The sequence below is a fragment of the Giesbergeria giesbergeri genome, from assembly GCF_054779375.1.
This window is the reverse complement of record NZ_BAAGYJ010000002.1, coordinates 329659-345672: the sequence shown is the minus strand read 5'-3', so window position 1 is coordinate 345672 and position 16014 is coordinate 329659. Positions and strand designations below refer to the sequence as shown.

Genomic DNA, 16014 nt, shown 5'->3' with positions numbered 1-16014 from the left:
CCGGTGCCGCGTCCTTTTGTCTTGCCTTCCGCCTTTGCCCTTCGCTGTCGCTCCGGGCGTCGGCGGCCCGGCGACGCTGCGCTGCCTGCAGCCAGCGCGCCGGTGAACGCGCCAATGGCCGCAGGCCGGGCGCGTTCGAGGCAAGACGCCTGCACGTTCTCCAGCCAGATCGGGCGCGCAACGCCGATCACGGCGGATGCGCTGACCGGGCCGAAATACCGACTGTCGAAGGACGCCGGATTGGTCACACTGAGCAGGAAAAGTTCGCCAGGGCGAAGCTGCCGGCATTGCGGCCAGGATGGCAGCGGCCGGCCCAGCCGATCAGCAGGCAGCACGGCGGCCGAAGGCACGCCGTCGATGCGCACCTGACCGGCGACGATGCAGACGTGTTGCGGCGCCACCGCGCCCACACGTTTGAGCAGCGGCACGCGCGTCGGCAGGTAGCCGCGCTGCGCAGCGAGCGTGGCAGCCGTGGCCGGCAGCGGCGACACGAGAGCCGCCCAGGCCAGCGCAGCGAAGCAGATGGCGGCCAGTGTCGCCGCGATGATGCGAGCGCGCAAACGTGAACGCGGGTGCGAGCGAGGACGTGGCGCAACGGTGGGTGTGCTGGCCGTGGTGATCGGGGCGGTCATGGCAGCACCTTCCCGGCCAGCCAGGCGGCCTGCCGCTCGGCGGTGTATTCGGGCAGCGCAAGGCGAGCCGCAAGACGGTTGCCAAGCGTGCGCCAGTACGCAGGCGACACGTCAATGGCGGCGATGCCCAGCGCCTCGATGGCGTCGATGCGTTCCAGCACGGCGCGCACGTTGGCATCGCCTTCGACGTGCAGCAGCAGGCGCGCGCCCGGCTGCACCCCGGGGATGCGCTGCGCCGCGTCCAGCGGTGTGCAAGCCTGCATCACCATGAGCTGCCAGCGGATCGTGCCGTAGTCGTTGGCTTGCCAGCGGATGCGGCAGAACATCGCGCCCGGCAGGAACACCGCGCAGCGCCGCCAGCGGTCGAGCTGGAGCGTGCGCGCCGGTTCGCCGAAGCGCAGATAGAGCTTGAAGCGATGTTCGAGGTAGGCCAGCGAAACGCGCGTCAGCGGCACGTTGCTGGCCTGGCCGGCGAGTACCGCGGGATGCAGCGACGGTGCAGCCGTGGCCGCGCCAGCGGCGGGCGAAGCGGATGCGGTCATGGCGTGTTCTCCCTGCGGTGTTCTGGAAACTCCCGCTCCAGCAGACCGCGCAGCAGGTCAGCCACGGTCACGCCTTGCGTGAAGGCCGACACCTTGATGCGCGCCCGCATGGCGGGCGTGATGTCGAGCGTGAGGCGGGCCGTGTAGAGGTCGCCTTTGCCCAGCGCATCGGCGTCGCCCTGGCGAATCCACGCCTCGGCGTGTGGATTCGCGGGCGGACGTGCGCCGATGCCGACGCGCTTGCCCGGGCGTTTGCCGTTGGGTGGCTGCTGCGCTGTCATGTCGGCCACCGCAGCAGTTCGTCCACCAGGGCGGTGATTTCGCGGGCGGCGGCGCTGTCGGGCGCTGTCTCGCGTGCGAGCCGACCAGCGGCCACGCTGTCGGCGAACACGATGCGCTGATGCACCTCCGAGCGCAGCGCGGGCAGCGGCTGTTCTGCGAGCGATTGCCGCGCCTCGCGGCCGATGATGGTGGTGCTGACGCGCCGATTGATGACGAAGGCCGCGCGCAGCGCAGGCCGGAACACCTGCGCCTCGCGGATCAGCGCCACCATCTCGGCGCTGGCCCACACGTCATAGGGGCTGGGCTGCACCGGGATCAGCACGCGCTCGGCCGCCAGCAGCGCGGAGCGCGCCAGGGCGGCGATGCGCGGCGGCCCGTCGATGATGACGTGATCGGCCCGCCTGGCGAGTTCTGGCGATTCCTGATGCAGCGTTTCGCGGGCAAGGCCCACGGCGCTGAACAGCCGTGGCAAGCCTTGCTGGCTTCTGCGCTGCGTCCAGTCCAGCGAGGAACCCTGCGGGTCGGCATCGAGCAGGACGACATGCTGGCCGCGCATCGCCAGTTCGCCCGCGATGTGCGTGGCGAGCGTCGTCTTGCCGACACCGCCTTTCTGGTTGAGCAGAGCGAGGATCATGGCGCGGCCCTCCCTGCTGGGAAGCCGGGCTTTGCCTGTCGTGCAAAACGCTGTTCGCCGTGCCGTTTGGTGGTTGTCCACCGAAACGGCGCGCTTCTACTAAAAGTTATGTATTTCTTGTTAGGGAAGTTAGAGGGGCGGCAAACCCGCGCCGTTATTGGCTTTCCGGTGTTTTCGTACTCCTGATAGCACGATAGGCGTACTCCCGATAGCACGATACCCGTTACTCCTGATAGCACGAGGCCGTCCACACCTTTTTCCCGAGTTATCCCCGTGCCGTGTGCAGCACGGGCCGGAACGTCAGCAGCTCCATCCCGTCGTCCAGCATCCGCTCGATGCCCAGGACGTAGCCGGGCAGCGACTGCCGCGCCACCAGGACGCGCAGGTCGTAGGCGAAGTCGGAGAAGCGCGCAGCGCTGCCCGACTTGCGGTGCAGGTGCCGGAAGTCGAATTGCCAGCCGCCCGGCTGCTTGCCGCCGTGCTTGCGCACCAGGCGGTACAGCCAGCGTTCGATGCCGCCCTTCAAGCGGAAATAGGCCGGGTCGATGGTCAGCACCAGGGCGGCATCGAGCACGCCAGCATAGAACCAGTCCGGCAGGATCAGTTCGATGCCCAGCGGAACGCCGCTGGCATCGGCCAGTTCCTTCCACTCGTTGATCCACGAGAAGCGATGCAATCGCCTTCCCGTGGTTTCGCGGATGGACGTGGCCACCGTGGTCGATTGCAGCCGGTCGAGCGCGGCTTTCAGCCGCAGGTAGTCGTTGAGCGACGTGCTGCGTCCGATGAAGCGCAGGATCTCGTAGGGGGTGGCGCGTATCCAGCGCGACGGGCGGATGCCCGCGTCGCGCGCCTCCACGATCTGCGAGGCGGCCCATATCAAAACGTCCGCATCCCAAATGGTCGCTATGCCATGCTCTTGCGTGCCTTCCACGCGGATGGTGATGCCGCCGGCGCGGAAGTCGATCGGCGCGATGCGCCGCGACTTGGAGAGCGAGAAGAACGGAAAGGCCATCAAGTCCTGGCTGTCGCGGGGTGCCATGTCGCCCGGCAGCGCGCGGAACAGGTCGAGCTGTTCGCGCTGCGGCAAGGCTTGCCCTGGCGGGCTGGACATGGCGACGGCCACCCACGCGCCAGCGATCAGCGGCCGTCACGGTAGTCGCCCGCGTGGCGTTCGGCATATTCCGGGTCGGACGTCGCCTCGTAGCTGCGCTGGTCGGCCCAGGCATCGAGGTCGGACACCGCGTACATGACGCGCCGGCCGAACTTGCGGAACTTCGGGCCGCCGCCGACCACGCGCTGTTTCTCCAGCGTGCGCGGCGAAAGGCGCAGGTACTCGGCGGCTTCGTCGTTGGTCAGGTAGCGTTGGGGCTGCGCAGGCGCAGCGGCAGCAGCGGCGGCAGGCCGCAAGGGAGCAGGTCGCATGGGATGAACCTCCATCAAGCCCGGCCGCACCACGCGGCCGGATAGAGGCACTTTCGAGAAAGCGAGGCTGCTTGCTAAGGGACGATCTGCGAGGGACGCGAAACGTCCCCCTGCTACAACGGCAGCAGCGGAAGCTGTGCCAGGCGGCGATAGCCGCCGCGCATCAGCGCCTCACCACGGCGCACCAGCCGCCGCACGCGGGCGCGCAAGGCGCTGTCCTTGTGCCAGTCGGCCGCGACCGCATCCACGCCGAACAACCCTTCGGCGACTTCGCGCAAGGACGCGCCCGCCAGGGTCGCGTCGAGCGCCTGCAAGGTGTGCAGCTCCAGCACCGCGCCGGGCGTAGGCCGGGAACGGGCCGCCGCCGCAGGCGCGGCAACCGTGGCGGCGGCCAAGGCATCCAGCTCGGCCACGAGCGTGCGATAGCGAACGCAGGGCATCGCGCAGGCGCGGGTCGCATACAGGTAGGCCATGCCGTCTTCCAGGCCCGGCCCGAGCGCGACCCGCAAGCAGCAGCCCGGCCAGTGTGACACCAGCACCAGGCGCTTGCCGTCGTGGATAAGTTGCTTGCGGCCAGGAACACGCCAGAACTCGAAGGCATGGGCCTCGGGCGGCGGGTCGGCATCCGGGTAAAGCTGCACCACGGCATCGTGATCGGGAAACCAGGCCGGATGCGCGTCGCGCGCATCCAGGGCTGAATCTTCCAACAGGCGCAAGCCCCACGCGTGCGCCGCGTCCGGTCGTCGGCGACGGCGCAGCCAATGGCGGCGGTAGTCGGGATTCCTGCGCAGGTATTCCCAGGCCAGCGCGGGGCCGTCGAGGTGCAGGACGTAGAGATAGGCCGCTGTCGGATACCAGTGTTCGGCGCTGCGATCAGTCATGGCGAAACCTCCCTGTGTATGGGATGCGTCGCCACCATTTCCGCGATACAGGAGCTATCGAAATACCATCAGGTCGTCTTCAAAAACTGTTAGTCTGTAACTAACAATTACAAGACAGTTTGGCTCCTGCGTGTTGCGGAATTCGTCTGAATGCGACGGCTGCGCCGTCAGGAAAATGGCGCGTAGCACTGGATACCGTGCCGCGCCCTGTGCCAAAGATCAGGACTGTTTGCAGCAGGGTTGCACCGCTTCGGTGCAAGCATGCGGATTCAGACCTGCACGGTCTTGACCAAGACTGAAATAGTCACAATGTGCCCCGGCTGGCCGAGCCGCACTGGCTTTCATCAGTCCGTGATCGCGCCGTTCTCTTGCGCCAGCCGGACGTACTCCGATAACGGACGCACCGCGTGGAAATACCGATCGCGTCGCACGGGCAACTTGCGCGGCCCGACGATGCCAGCCAGGTCGGACAACTTGACTGTCCCTAGCGCAGGCATTCCGATACCGAGATCAATCAGGCCGTAGGCCGTGTCGCCATCCGCAGGATCGAGCGACACGAGCAACCAGGTCACATGCGCGTCCAGAGTGAACAGGCGCACCACGGGCAGCGGGTCGAGCTGCTGACCAGCAGCGAGCACCGCGCCGTGGGCCAGCAGCCGGGCGCGTTCATCAGCGGTGACAAGCGGCAGGGTCACGGGCAGCCTCCCAACGAAACCAACGATGCGCGGATGCGCTTTTGTGCCGAAGTGCAGAACCGCCGAAACGCATTCGCGTGGAAGCACGGATGCGCAGAAGCGGAGTTACAGGAAGCCGGAAAGACACGGATGCGTGTCCCCTGTTCTGTCGGAATTCACAGATGCGGATTTCCGTAAAAGTACGAAAGCGGGCCTTTCAGCCATGAATGAACACTATAGATTGTAGCTCTATAGGGCTCAATGAGCTGTCATCTTGGTTTTCATGGGGAAACCAAGTCAGTGGCAGCGAAACACTCATTAGCAGCGGCAATACGGACAGTCAGGAAGGCGCGAGGCTTGAGCCAGGAAGCGTTCTCCGACGTGTCCAGCCGCACCTATATGAGTACGCTGGAACGCGACCTGAAAAGTCCGACCCTGCACAAGCTGACCGAGCTGTGCGAGGTCATGGAGGTTCACCCGCTCACGCTGCTGACGCTGGCCTATACCGGAGACGACCTGCGGCAGGCCGACCAACTGCTGGCGCAAGTGCGGCAGCAGCTGGAGACCGTGACGAAGAAAAGTGACACGCTATAGCGTGTGCGCATGCGCTGGCATGGCTGATCCGGCTCAGCCGGTTCAACGGTGTTCAAGGGGCGCCAAGCTGCGCGCGGCGGGGATAGCCCGCAGGGCTATCCCCCGGAGTACAGCGAGGCATGCAGCTGCAGCAGACTGAGAACGGGGCACGAGTGACCTATCCGCAGTGCGCGCAGGTTCTGAGTCCGTGACCACGCCCGAAAATATCATCATGTAAACGAACAACAAGGAGGAGCCAGGGATGCCATTCCCCATCTCACAGTGGACGCAGATTGCGCCCAACTACCAACAAGGAACGATACTTCTGGGCAACGGGGCGAGCATGGCTGTCTCGCCCGGCTTCGGCTACGGCTCATTGCTGGAGCATGCCCAGCGAACGGGATTGCTCGCCGATGATGTAAATCGCCTCTTTCGCTTTTTCGGAACATCCGACTTTGAGCTGATCCTTCGACTGGTCTGGCAGGCGTCCAACGTCAACAAGTCGCTGGAGATACCAGACCAGCGCACGCATCAGGCCTACCTGAACGTCAGAGAGTGTTTGATTCAAGCCGTTCGCAATGTGCATCCTGAGTACGATCTGGTGAGTGGTCGATTGCCCAGCATGTACCAGTTCTTGAAGGGGTTCGATACAGTCATTTCGCTGAACTACGACTTGCTCGTCTACTGGACGATGACCTATGGCCTGAATGTCGAAGATGGCCATCAGTTCAAGGATTGCTTTCTCGGGAATGGCGCCTTCGATGATGCGTGGCAAAGATTCCGTAACCGTTATCGGGAGCAAACCAACACATTGGTGTTCTATCCCCATGGAAACTTGGCTCTATGCCGCAACGCTGTGGAACAGGAACTCAAGATCCATAGTGCTGGAGCGGGCTTGCTGGAGGCAATCCTGCATGCGTGGCGCAGCGAGCAAGTCGTGCCGCTGTTCGTCAGCGAGGGAACGATGCAGCAGAAGGTGTCCTCCATCCAGAATAGCTACTATCTGTCCACGGTGTACCGGGAGGTGCTCACCTCGCAACGATTCGCGTTGACGCTGTTCGGTTGGGGAATTGGGGAGCACGACAGGCATCTGCTGAAGCGGATGCGTGGGACCGGAGTTCAGCGGGTGGCGGTCTCTGTTTTTCGTGGTAATCAGGTTGACTGCAATTACGCGTATCAAGTCATTCAAGATGATCTTGGACCTGTTCACGTAGATTTCTTCGATAGCGAAAGCCCCGGTTGCTGGATTCACGCAGTGCCACAGCCGGGACTTGGCCAATTAGGGCGCTACTAAAGCGATCCTAAATGCCCAGCCGTAGGCACTGGCCGGGCCGATTCGGCGCAGCCGGTTCGGCGGTATCGAGGGGCGCCAAGCTGTGCGCGGCGGGGATAGCCCGCAAGGCTTTCCCCCGGAGGCAAGCGAAGGTCGCAGCGCCGCAGGCGCGAAGGCGTGAGGGATTGGAGCCGAATGGGCGTGACGGCAAAGACGGCACGGGGCGCAGCCCGCAAAGCCCGGCGGAGCACCGCGCCGATAGGCCAGGCCCAGACAACCATTACAGACGCTGCCTCTAGACAGGAAGACACGGCCCGCCATGGGCCACGACCTGCTGCCGCCGCGTTGGAGGCTAACCTACTGCGCAGCGCCCCGCCGCATGGCGGGGCGCTGCGGGCGGCGGTCACGCCGCCTGGGGCTTGCTGCGTGACCAGATCAGGTCGTGCGTGCCGTCTTCGCCCTCGATCAGGCGGGCGTAGACCGTGGCCGCGAACGAAGGGTCGTCGAGGGTCACGGAGATGTACTCCCGCCCGGCCTCGCTGGTCTTCTTCCACGCCGCGCCGATGTCGTGGCTGGCCGCCTGCAGGCGGAAGTCCGGGGCTTTCTCGTTGTCGCCCTTGTCGTTGGGAACCAGCTTGACCTTGACGTTGAGCGTCAAGGTGCGAAGCGTGCCGGTGAAGCCGTCTTTGTCTGCGTTGAAGCTGCCGATGTTGGCCATGATGAAACTCCTTTTCGGTGGAACAAGGTTCGCGCCCATCGCGTCCTTGTTGTGATCCGGCCTGCGGGGGACGGGCGGGCTGCACCGCTTGCGGGCGCAACGCAGTGGAGAGCCGGGAGACGAAGAGAATTTGCCGCGCGAGGAATCTGCGCAGCTGAGGGGAAATTGTTTTCGCCGGACGGTTGCAGCCATGAAGCCAGAGGCGCAGCCGCGCCACCGCCAGGATTCACAACAACACAAGGACGCCTTGGGCCGAACCACTCCGAAAGGAGACTGGCCGACTCGACATCCCCGCACGAAGTCTGCACCGGCATGCTTGCCGACGCGGGCCAGGTCAAACACCCCGACGACAAGCGAGAACATCCCCGCCGCACTCTGCGGCGCCAGTCTTGAGGCGTGGTGTGGAATCTCCATGGCGAGGCTGAGCGGTATGTCCGTGAACCGTCCTTCGTGACGTGATGGGCAAGAACCGGCAGCGTTGAGGAAGACACGCATGCGCGCAACCTGTCTCAGCAAGCCACGGCGTATCCACCCCCGCCCCGCCCTGCCCTTCGCCGGCGGGACGCTGGCCTGGCCGATCCGGCGAAAACCGGTTCGGCGGTATTCAGGGGCGCCAAGCCGCGCGCGGCTGGGATGGGCCTTGCGCCGATCCCCTGGAGGTAAGCGAAGCGCGCAGCGCCACCGGGCGCGAAGGCGTGGGGGATTGAAGCCGGATGGCCGTGACAGCGAAGTCGGCACGGGGCGCAGCCCGAAAGCCCGGCGGTGCGGCGCACCGACACGCTACACGGCTCCCGTTTACCACTTTGTCAGCCACCACGACAGCGAAGTACGGCGTCCGTGGGAAAGCCAGGGCATAGCAATATGGAAAATCAAAGCATCACTGAGGTGTCCCGCATGCGAACTGCATCCATGGTAATTCAAGCCAATGGACGGCAAATGCCCGCAGCGTGGACTCTGAAGCAAACCAAGAACATGAAAGGGAAGGCATCTTGAAAGAGTCCGAGAACATCGTTCGGTACTGGCATGCAGTCGAGTTGCTGCAGCCGCAATCGGCCCCCAAGATCAAAAAGCGCAACAGTCCCCATGGGGCATTCATTCACGACACGCCGTGCACACGCCCCATCCCTCCTTGGGCACCCGAGAGCATCGTCAGCAAGCAGGCGCTTCCCGACACGCGCGCATGGAGCCACACGCTCTATGCCCACCTGTACGACAGTCGGCTCGTCGCCGCCGCACTCCAAGAACTGTACGGTGCCGACCAGGGCTACCGCGAACCACAGAACCGAGAGTCAGCCCTGTTCGCCGCGAAGTTCACCATGAGCGGGCAACTGGTGGAGGACAGTTTCGTGCTCTCCAGCGAAGCCTGGCTCCTCGGACGGGCGTTGGCGAAAAAGGACTGGACGCGCGGGTTCGAGGACGATCAACGAGTCGCCGCCGAGCAGGCGCTAACGCAGCTGCCGGGCCAGGTGTCCGGCGACGCGCTGCGGGACTTCACCCGGTGGGTGCTGCAGTTCCTCGGCGTGGCGGACTTCTTTGCGACTGTTGAGCGCCCACCACTGCGATTCCGTTCCCAACCCGTCAAACCCGACAAGCCCACATCGGAGGACGATCCGCTCAACAGCTTCCTGCTCGACGATCTGGCCACCGTTGCTGACAGTCTCAGCAAGGGCGTGGCGAGCGAAGCGTTGAACCAATACCTTCGCCGCCACAATCCGCAACCGCGGCTGCACATCGACAGCGACGACGCATCCCGGTCGCTGATCGAGCGGCTGATGCCGCAGGCCCATGCCGATAGCTGCTGGCCTTCCGAACGGCACCTGGGGCTTGTGCATTCCCAGCAACTGGCCGTAAACACGGTACTGTCCAAGCTCGCTGACGGACAAGGACTTCTGGGAGTCAATGGCCCGCCGGGCACGGGCAAGACGACCCTGCTGCGCGACTTGATCGCCGCCATCATCACCAGCCGGGCCGACGTGCTTGCTACGCTGCGCCGCGCATCCGACGGTTTCGCCAGCAACGCGCGCGAAGCCTGCAACGATGGCGGCAAGGGACAGGTCGCCTTCAAGCTCAATCCTGCGCTGTACGGCTTCGAGATTGTAGTCGCTTCGTCCAACAACGGCGCCGTGGAGAACGTCACCCTTGAACTGCCCCAGCGCGACAAGATCGACGAGAGCTGGCTGCCCGAGGCCGAGCACTTCGCCGACCTGGGCGAACTGATCACCGGCAAGCCGGCCTGGGGATTGATTTCTGGTGCGCTGGGCAGCAAGGCGCGGCGCAAGGCGTTCGTGGACCGCTACTTCTACGGGCAGAGTCCATCGGCCAGCCAAGGCAAGGTGGACAGCAACGAGGATGCCAACGACGAAACCGACGATGAGAATGTCGTCAAGACCTTGTTTGCCAGCCCGGCCACTGCTGCCGGGGCCGATGGCCTTCAAGCTCCTCCAGAACTACAGAAGAAGGCGCCGCAAGGCCTGATGGCATGGCTTGGCGGGCATAGTCAGCTCAACAAGGAGCGCAAGCCGGAAGAACGCCAAGCCCTGTGGCAGCAGGCGGTCGCCGAGTACGAGGCGGCCAAGGCGCAGGTTCGCTCGGCATGCGCCGATGCCTCCCGCATCCGTGCTCTGATCCAGACGCTGGAAACGACCAGGAAGAAGATCACCGAAACGACCGCCACCGTGCAAGCGCTAGAAAATCGCTTGGAGCACACGACGGAACAACAGGCACGTCTGGATGCCGAGGAACGCCGCCCCGCCAATGCGGCGTTCAAGCATGCGCTGGAGGCGCTTGCACAGCACCAAGCTAGCAAACCAGGGTTCTGGGCGAACCTATGCAGTCTGTGGGGAGCGTCACGCACCTGGAACACTGTGCTGAAACTGCTGCAAGACCGGCATGGTCTCGCCAAGGCCGAGTTCGACCGCATCGCACGACTCGCCAAGCAGTTCGAGGACTCCAGGCAGCAACTGGATCTGCAGATCGCCAATGCGCAGCAGGCGTTGAAAAAAATGCGGGCGGAAAATCAATCCCTGACGCAACAGGCCAGCGATCTGGCCAGCGCTTGCCGGGCCGACCATCTGCTGGCATGGCTGCGAGGCGGCGTCATCGGTCGTGGCGACACCATCGAACTGGCCGAACCCTGGAACATCGAGGGCTGGCGACAGGCCCGAGCGCGCGTCTTCGTCCAGGCACTGAAGCTGCATCGGACGTTCTTCGAGCTGGAGGCGGCACGGATGCGCTCCAACCTGTTCCTGATCAACGCGATGTTGACCGGCACCCACCTGCAAGGACTCTCGCACGAGGCAATTCGCTCGGCTTGGGCCTCGTTGTTCATGGTCGTGCCGGTGCTCAGCAGCACCTTTGCCTCGTTCGCGCGCTCTTTCCGCTCGTTGGGGCCGGGGGAGATCGGCTGGCTGCTGGTTGATGAAGCCGGACAGGCAACTCCGCAAGCAGCGGTGGGGGCGCTGTGGCGCTCCCGGCGCGCGCTGCTGGTGGGTGACCCTCTCCAGCTCAAGCCGATCGTCACCGTGTCCGACGCAGTGCTGGAACACATGCGCACGCGCTACCGCGTCGATGCGCATTGGCTCCCCAACAGACAGTCCGCGCAGACCTTGGCAGACCAGGCCACGACATGGGGCCGTCTGGCGGGACCGGCCGACAGCAAGACGTGGGTGGGGTTGCCCTTGGTCGTGCATCGGCGCTGCGACAAGCCGATGCACGGGCTGGCCAACCGCATCGCCTACGACGGTGCGATGGTGTACGGCACCATCGCACCGCGCGCCGACAAGGAGACGCGCGCGCGCCTGCCGACCGGATGGATTCACGCCAGCGGAGCATCTGACGGGAACTGGGTGCCGGCCGAAGGAGAGGCTTTGCGGGCACTGCTCGCCCTGTTGCGCATGGACGGCGTGGATGCGGCCGACATCTCGGTCATCACGCCCTTCAAGGCTGTCCAGGAAAACCTCAAACGCCTGCTCGGCGACACGATGGTTTCCGGAACCATCCACACCATGCAGGGTAAGGAGGCTCCCATCGTCATCATGGTGTTGGGCGGCAATACCGAAGGTTCCGGCGCACGGGAGTGGGCGGTCTCGGAACCCAACCTGTTGAACGTGGCGGCCACACGGGCAAAGCGGCGCTTCTACGTGATCGGCGACCGGAACGACTGGCAGAACCGGTCGTTGTTTTGCGATGTCATGGACCTCTTGCCGCTCCAGCGCCTCCCCGAGCGCGAAGCAGTATTGACGTCCCAACCTCAATAGAAGTGCAGGACTGGAACATGAGCCCATCCATTCGCTTCGTCCCGATCACCGTGCTGTGCCTGCTGCTCGCAGCCTGCTTCGAAACATTTCCGCCGGTCTCATCGGCCGTCGTGACCCATCATCAGGGCGTAAAACCACAAGGCGCAACGCAGCAACTCTCGCCGGAGCAAATCGCTTCGGTGTCTGCATGGCTACAGGATCACCGCTGGGGCTGGTATCCCGTGACCGCCACCTACGGTCCCGGAATTCTGATTTTGGCGACGCATGCCGATGGCACGCTTTTCCGCATCAACCTGATGCAGAAGGTGCTGATCGTGGGACAGCATCAGCGCAGCCTCTCCAAGGAAGAGAGTCGGGAGTTGCATTCAATGATCGGTACGAAAGATGATCGATAGAGCCCTTTAGACAGGCCCAGATGAACCCGATGGCGCGCGGATGCTTCGATTGCCGCCTGTCGCGAGTCTGCGGTATCCGACCACATCGGGCAGCAGGCACGATGCTGCTGTTGGCCTTCCACACCGGGCGCGGCCACTGCCGCGCCCGGATTTTTTGGTATCCACCGGCCCCAGGGCGGGACGACCTGGGGCCGGTGCTGGCTTGCCTATTCCTTCGTCTCGATAAGCCACCACACGGCACGCGGCAAGGTGCGGCCCGTGATGGGGTGAATGTCCGTGAGGTCAGCGCAGGCCGTCCAACCGCGAGGCGGACGGCGCCCGCGCACGTCGCCGTGCCAGCGGCGGACGCGCACCGCGCCTGGTGCGTAGGTCGCCACCATGCGCGGGCGGCTGATAGCGGTGCGGGTCATGGGCGGTTCTCCTTCCAAGCGAAGCGCCCCGATCGAGGCCGGGGCGCTTGCCTTTGGCGCGGGTCAAGCGGCCAGCGCCTCGGCGGGCTCATCCGCCACTGCTTCGGCATCCTCCGGGGCTTCCTGCTGCGGGCCATCTTCCGACGCGGCTTGCTGCGGGCCATCGGCCTTGAAGATCGCCGGCATCCAGCCCGTGCCATCGGCCAGCCGTTCGGCTTCGCTGGCAATGTCGGCCTTCTTGAGCTTCGCCAGCCGCGTGACGTGATCCGGCGCGTACTCGCCCACAGCTTGCAGAATCGCTGCCTTCGGAACGTGCCTGAAGTAGCCTTCGGCGGTCGGCTGCCACCATGCGGCCATGTCTAGGCCCACGGCCTGCGCCAGTTCCTTGCCGGGCTGGCGCGGCGCGGCGCGGGGCGTCACCACGTCTACCGTGGAGGCCACGCACACGGCCAGCAGCTTGACCAGCTCGCCTTGCTCCATCGCCAGCAGCGCACAGAACAGTTCGGCGCTGTCCTCGGGCAGCTTGCCGGCCCATGCCTGTTGCAGTTCGCGCAGCGCCTCGGCGGCGGACGATTCAAGCCAGTCCGGGGCCATGCTTTCCAGCCGGTCTTGCGGCGTGAGGCGCACGCCCAGTGGCAGAGAATCACGGTTGAGGCCGTAGCCGCTTTCCTGCAAAACGGTCTGCACCATGCCATGCACCAGCGCGGCCAGCGCCGCTTGCGGATGCCGGGCGACTTCGATTTGCAGCGCCGCCGTGCGGTGCGCACTCAAGCGTTGCGCCAGCCGGTCGGACATGGCGGCGGTCTTGGGTTGCTCGTCGTCCTCGCCTTCGGCGTCGTTCGCAGCATCGTCGCCGAAAACCTGACGCAGCCGCTCCAGCGTGCGCAGCGCCTTGGCCTCGGCCTCGCGCAGCAGGCCGCGATGAATCACGGCTTCGCCGTTGCGGTCGATGGTGACGATGGCACCGGCGGCGGCCTTCACGGTCGCGCCGTAGTCCTGCAACCCATCTTCCAGCGCCTGCAACTGTTCGCCCATGGCTTCGCCTTCCTTTTGCAGCGCGTCGGCCTTGTCCTCGTCCTCGGCATCCAGTGCGGCGTCGAGCGCTTCGCCCACCTCCTGCATCTTGGTTTGCAGCTTCTCGATGCGCTGCGCCTCACGCTTGCTCGGTTCTCGCCGCTCCCTCTGCGCACGCTGGAAGGCGTGCAGGTCGGCATGGGTGACGCCGGGCGTGGCATCCACCCATGCCCAGCCTTCGGCCTTCACCTCGGCGGCGATGCCTGCCAGCTTGTCTTGCGCCAGCCGTTCCAGCAGCGCGGCATCGGTCAGATACACGCCCGCATCGCCTTCCGCGAACAGGTCGCGGCGCACGCCACCGCCTGCAGACTCGTAGGCATCCAGCCCGACAAAGCGCACCAGCGGATGCCGGTAGGCGTCGATTTCGCGCTCGGTGAGACGTTCGCGCAAGTTGGACGGGTGACGCTGCCACGTCGGAGCATCGTAGAAAGCACTTTCCTGCGCGGTGTGGTCGTCGGTGATGACAAGCGCCATCAACTGATCGAGCGTGACGGCATCGGCGCGGTAGTCGGCCATCAGGCGCGGCGAGACGTTGGCCAGCTTCAAACGGCGCTGCACCACCAGCGGCGTGACGGAAAAGTCCGCCGCAATGTCCTCGATGGGCCGGCCTTCGGCCACCAGCGCCGCGAACGCTTCAAACTGGTCTGCCGGGTGCATCGCTTCACGCTGCACGTTCTCGGTGAGGCTGGCGGTTCGCGCCGTGCCATCGGCCACCAGCAGGCAAGGCACGTCCCATTCCTTCGGGATACGGCGCTTCTTCGCCAGCAGCTTCAATGCGGCCAGCCTGCGGCCACCGGCCACGACTTCGTAGTGCTCGCCATCGGCGGCGGCGATCACGATGAGATTTTGCAGCAGGCCCACGCGCTGGATGGATGCGGCCAGTTCGGGAATGGACATGCGCTGGGTCTTGCGCACGTTGCGGCCCGTGGGGCGCAGCAGCAGCCGCGACAGCGGAACCAGAATCAGGTTCTTGCTAGGGTCGGCGGCTTCCAGCGGGATAGCGGCAGCGACGTTGATGGCGCGGGCTTCGGTTTGGGTAATGGCGTTCATGGTGTATCTCCAATCGAGTGAAACAAGGGAATGGAGGGGAACCGCCCCTCCGGCGGTGGGACAATTCAGGCCTTGAGGACGCGCATGCCATCGGCCAGCAGCCACAGGGCGCGGTTCAGACGGATGTTTTGGTCAATACCCTGCACCGGGCGCGTGCTTTGCCTGCGGCCATTTGCGGCGCGGCCATGCAAGCCACCCTTGGTCAAGTTCTCCTGCGTGCGGTTGAACACGCTCCACAGGTCGGGGCGGCGGTCGTCGAACCGGCGCGGCATCAGGACTTGCGATTCCGTGATGGGTGCGGGCTTGTCCGGGTCGTCGTACTTGAGGGACAGCGCGGCACGGGCGAACACTTCGGCTTCGCCATCGTCCAGCGTTATGCCGCGCATCAGGTCGCGGGATGCCTTCACCAGCTCGAAGCCGCCCAACACTTGATAAGCGCCTTCGATGACGTGCCCGGCCACGTCGCCTTTGTGGGGCACGCGCACGTCCGCCACGGTGTCGCCGCAGACAAGGCCATTGCTGCAAACGAAGCGGAACATCCCGGCCAGCATCTGATAGCTGCTCGTCCCGTCATGGGAATTGAGCAACACGATTTCATTGGCTTCCGCTCCGTTGATCTGGCTGGCATGGCGCAGGCGCAGCATGTGTTTCGTGTGCTCGCGCTTGCCTTCATCGCGCACGCGGGTCTGCGTCACCATGAAGGGCTGAAAACCTTCCTTGCGCAGTTCGGTCAGCACGGCGGCGGTGGGGATGTAGCTGTACCGCTCGGAACGGCTCTCATGCGGGGCGTCCGCGAAGATGGACGGGGCCACGCGGCGGATTTGGTCATCGGACAGCGGGGAATCGCTGCGCAGCGACGGGGAACGGGAAGCGAAACGGGTTGCGAGTTGCATGGTCTTTCTCCTGACAAAAAGGGTTGCTGTTCACACCGCACACCGGATTCCAAGATTCGGAGCCCAGCCTTTCGGCTGTTCGGTGCGGTCGGCACGAAGAACCCGGTTGGCCTCGTTGCCACCGTCTTTCCTGAGTTCATCGCCCGCGACGGTCAGGAGCGCGCGGACGGGGGCCGTCAAGGAAACAAGCGCGGGGTTGGTGCGGCCCGCAGGCGCAGCCGAGGACACGGCCCTGCGCGCCTTGACGGCACACGGCCGCGGGCTACAGTCGCGAGCAAGGTGATGGGGTCAGGAGAGATGGCTGG

Annotated in this window: 15 protein-coding genes and 1 pseudogene; 4 read left to right on the top strand and 12 right to left on the bottom strand. The window is 64.9% G+C overall.

Annotation, left to right across the window (positions count from 1 at the left end):
* Positions 1 to 158: 158 nt before the first annotated feature.
* From ACYVB2_RS05780 to ACYVB2_RS05745, 8 genes and pseudogenes are all read right to left on the bottom strand, one after another.
* Positions 159 to 632: pseudogene (locus ACYVB2_RS05780) on the bottom strand (S26 family signal peptidase); the annotation flags it as partial.
* On the bottom strand, positions 629 to 1174 hold the full coding sequence (locus tag ACYVB2_RS05775) for a DUF2840 domain-containing protein (RefSeq protein ID WP_382430605.1): 546 nt from the start codon (positions 1172 to 1174) through the stop codon (positions 629 to 631). The pseudogene ACYVB2_RS05780 and the gene ACYVB2_RS05775, both read right to left, overlap by 4 nt.
* Complete coding sequence (locus ACYVB2_RS05770; protein WP_382430607.1) at positions 1171 to 1455, bottom strand: chromosome partitioning protein ParB; 285 nt, start codon at positions 1453 to 1455, stop codon at positions 1171 to 1173. Before ACYVB2_RS05770 ends, ACYVB2_RS05775 begins: the two co-directional genes overlap by 4 nt.
* A complete protein-coding gene (gene parA, locus ACYVB2_RS05765; protein ID WP_382430609.1) occupies positions 1452 to 2090 on the bottom strand; it encodes a ParA family partition ATPase in 639 nt (212 codons plus the stop codon). Before parA ends, ACYVB2_RS05770 begins: the two co-directional genes overlap by 4 nt.
* Before the next feature lie 265 nt (positions 2091 to 2355).
* Positions 2356 to 3201, bottom strand: coding sequence for a replication initiator protein A (locus ACYVB2_RS05760; protein ID WP_382430610.1), 846 nt, complete (start codon positions 3199 to 3201; stop codon positions 2356 to 2358).
* Between the two features lie 26 nt (positions 3202 to 3227).
* A complete protein-coding gene (locus tag ACYVB2_RS05755) occupies positions 3228 to 3512 on the bottom strand; it encodes a helix-turn-helix domain-containing protein (protein ID WP_183018174.1) in 285 nt (94 codons plus the stop codon).
* A gap of 113 nt (positions 3513 to 3625) precedes the next feature.
* Positions 3626 to 4393, bottom strand: coding sequence for a DUF2285 domain-containing protein (locus ACYVB2_RS05750; RefSeq protein WP_382430613.1), 768 nt, complete (start codon positions 4391 to 4393; stop codon positions 3626 to 3628).
* Positions 4394 to 4737: 344 nt separating this feature from the next.
* Positions 4738 to 5088, bottom strand: coding sequence for a DUF2958 domain-containing protein (locus ACYVB2_RS05745; protein WP_382430614.1), 351 nt, complete (start codon positions 5086 to 5088; stop codon positions 4738 to 4740).
* A gap of 279 nt (positions 5089 to 5367) precedes the next feature.
* On the opposite strand from ACYVB2_RS05745, the gene ACYVB2_RS05740 reads away from it, so the two are divergent.
* Complete coding sequence (locus ACYVB2_RS05740; protein WP_382430616.1) at positions 5368 to 5661, top strand: helix-turn-helix domain-containing protein; 294 nt, start codon at positions 5368 to 5370, stop codon at positions 5659 to 5661.
* Positions 5662 to 5902: 241 nt separating this feature from the next.
* On the top strand, positions 5903 to 6934 hold the full coding sequence (locus ACYVB2_RS05735; protein WP_382430618.1) for a DUF4917 family protein: 1032 nt from the start codon (positions 5903 to 5905) through the stop codon (positions 6932 to 6934).
* A gap of 382 nt (positions 6935 to 7316) precedes the next feature.
* On the opposite strand, the gene ACYVB2_RS05730 is transcribed toward ACYVB2_RS05735, so the two are convergent.
* The gene (locus tag ACYVB2_RS05730; protein WP_382430620.1) at positions 7317 to 7631 is read right to left on the bottom strand and encodes a DUF736 domain-containing protein; all 315 of its coding nucleotides are present in this window, start codon (positions 7629 to 7631) and stop codon (positions 7317 to 7319) included.
* A gap of 989 nt (positions 7632 to 8620) precedes the next feature.
* On the opposite strand from ACYVB2_RS05730, the gene ACYVB2_RS05725 reads away from it, so the two are divergent.
* Both ACYVB2_RS05725 and ACYVB2_RS05720 read left to right on the top strand, forming a co-directional pair.
* Complete coding sequence (locus ACYVB2_RS05725; protein ID WP_382430622.1) at positions 8621 to 11887, top strand: AAA domain-containing protein; 3267 nt, start codon at positions 8621 to 8623, stop codon at positions 11885 to 11887.
* A 17-nt stretch (positions 11888 to 11904) separates the two neighbouring features.
* The gene (locus tag ACYVB2_RS05720) at positions 11905 to 12282 is read left to right on the top strand and encodes a hypothetical protein (RefSeq protein ID WP_382430624.1); all 378 of its coding nucleotides are present in this window, start codon (positions 11905 to 11907) and stop codon (positions 12280 to 12282) included.
* A 206-nt stretch (positions 12283 to 12488) separates the two neighbouring features.
* Here ACYVB2_RS05720 and ACYVB2_RS05715 read toward each other — a convergent pair whose 3' ends face one another.
* From ACYVB2_RS05715 to ACYVB2_RS05705, 3 genes are all read right to left on the bottom strand, one after another.
* Positions 12489 to 12692, bottom strand: coding sequence for a hypothetical protein (locus tag ACYVB2_RS05715; protein ID WP_382430626.1), 204 nt, complete (start codon positions 12690 to 12692; stop codon positions 12489 to 12491).
* A 63-nt stretch (positions 12693 to 12755) separates the two neighbouring features.
* Positions 12756 to 14816 carry a ParB N-terminal domain-containing protein gene (locus tag ACYVB2_RS05710; protein ID WP_382430628.1) on the bottom strand — a complete coding sequence of 687 codons (2061 nt, stop codon included), beginning with the start codon at positions 14814 to 14816 and terminating at the stop codon, positions 12756 to 12758.
* A gap of 65 nt (positions 14817 to 14881) precedes the next feature.
* A complete protein-coding gene (locus tag ACYVB2_RS05705; protein WP_382430630.1) occupies positions 14882 to 15709 on the bottom strand; it encodes a DUF932 domain-containing protein in 828 nt (275 codons plus the stop codon).
* Positions 15710 to 16014: the final 305 nt, after the last annotated feature.